This is a genomic window from Trebonia sp., from assembly GCF_049794275.1.
GTDB lineage: Bacteria > Actinomycetota > Actinomycetes > Streptosporangiales > Streptosporangiaceae > Trebonia.
The window spans coordinates 1-1714 of record NZ_JBARCR010000178.1 but is presented as its reverse complement, the minus strand read 5'-3'; the positions used below and the strand labels follow the sequence as shown (position 1 = coordinate 1714).

The 1714-nt window shown below is 68.8% G+C and carries 2 protein-coding genes; both read left to right on the top strand.

What is annotated here, in order from left to right; genetic code table 11:
- Positions 1–198 precede the first annotated feature (198 nt).
- Positions 199–468 (top strand): hypothetical protein, encoded by a 270-nt coding sequence (locus WA805_RS05075; RefSeq protein ID WP_424564407.1) that lies wholly within the window; start codon positions 199–201, stop codon positions 466–468.
- 86 nt (positions 469–554) lie between these two features.
- The coding region (locus WA805_RS05070; RefSeq protein WP_425241770.1) for a saccharopine dehydrogenase family protein at positions 555–1714 on the top strand (1160 nt) is incomplete at its 3' end.

Genomic DNA, 1714 nt, shown 5'->3' with positions numbered 1-1714 from the left:
GCTGGCGCGAGTACTTGTCCACCGGCTCGCACTCGCCGCTGAACGCCGTGATCCGTCAGCCCGTACGGCTAGGGCGCTTCGCCAGGCTGACTCGGCAGTGACTACGGTATCCCGGCGCGCATCCCGCAGGGCTGCACGCTGACGGCTCTGTCATGCACCAGTTGCCGTAGCGAGCCGGGGTGGTGGCATTCTTAGCGGATGCACCTGGCGAAGTGGATCGGCGGTGCAGTGTGGGCCGGTTCGTGGTATCTGATGTACCTCGAGATCACGCGGTGGCGTCACGTCAAGCCATCACTGGCATTCAACTCGGACCCGCTGCCCGGCACAGGCATCACGCCGCGCCCAGGGCTACCGCTGATCATGCTCTACATCGCGTGCGCGGTGGCCCCACCGGTGGTTATCTCCGCACTGGTCAGGCAGTTCTCTGACGCCCGACACACGTCGCCAAGGGTCACCGCTTTAGGCTGAACCAAGCCCGGTGCCTCGCACCGTAATGTCTGGCGGGATCGGCCTGCCGGGCAGGGTCCGCCGTCGGGTTATCAATCGGGAGGCGCATGATGCGGGTGCTGGTCGTGGGCGCTGGCGGAGTAGGGTCGGCGGTCGCGCGGACAGTCGCGCGGCGGGATCTGTTCGAGCGCGTCGTGGTGGCCGATTATGACGTGGGGCGGGCGCAGCGGGCGATCGCCGGGGGCGGCGACCGGTTCGCCGCGGCGCAACTGGACGCGTCGGACGAGCAGGCGATTGCGGAGCTGATCAGGACCGAGCGGTGCGATGCGGTGCTGAACGCGGTCGACCCGCGGTTTGTGATGCCGGTCTTCCGTGCCGCCTTCACCGCCGGTGTCACCTACCTGGACATGGCGATGTCGCTGTCTCGCCCGCACGCGTCCGATCCGTACCGGCAGCCGGGGGTCAAACTGGGTGACGAGCAGTTCGCGCTCGCCGGGGAATGGGAGCGCCGCGGGCTGCTGGCGCTGTGCGGCATCGGGGTCGAGCCGGGGCTGTCGGACGTGTTCGCCCGCTACGCGGCAGACCGGCTGTTCGCGTCCGTCGACGAGATCGGCGTCCGCGACGGCGCGAACCTGGTGGTCGAGGGGTATGAGTTCGCCCCGACGTTCTCCATCTGGACGACGATCGAGGAGTGCCTGAACCCGCCGGTCGTGTGGGAGCGGGGCAGGCAGTGGTACACCACCGAGCCGTTCAGCGAGCCGGAGATCTTCAGCTTCCCGGCCGGGATCGGGCCGGTGGAGTGCGTCAACGTGGAACACGAAGAGGTCCTGCTGATCCCGCGGTGGATCGACGCTGGCCGGGTGACCTTCAAATACGGGCTGGGCGAGGAGTTCATCGGCGTGCTGAAGACGCTCCACAAACTCGGCCTGGACTCCACCGCCCCGGTCCAGGTGGGCGCGGCTGCCGTCTCGCCGCGGGACGTGGTCGCCGCATGCCTGCCCGACCCCGCCGCACTTGGCTCCGCGATGTCCGGGCTCACCTGTGCCGGCACCTGGGTCAGCGGAACGGGCAAGGACGGGTCGCCGCGCGAGGTCTACCTGTACCACGTCGTGGACAACAGCTGGTCGATGGCTGAATACGGCTCGCAGGCCGTGGTCTGGCAAACCGCGGTCAACCCGGTGGTGGCACTCGAGCTGCTCGACTCGGGCGCATGGTCTGGCGCCGGCGTCCTCGGCCCGGAGGCGCTGCCGCCCGAGCCATTCCTCGA

Coding starts and splice junctions, on each gene's coding strand:
- WA805_RS05075 (WP_424564407.1), top strand. CDS start 199: ATGCACCTGGCGAAGTGGATCGGCGGTGCAGTGTGGGCCGGTTCGTGG.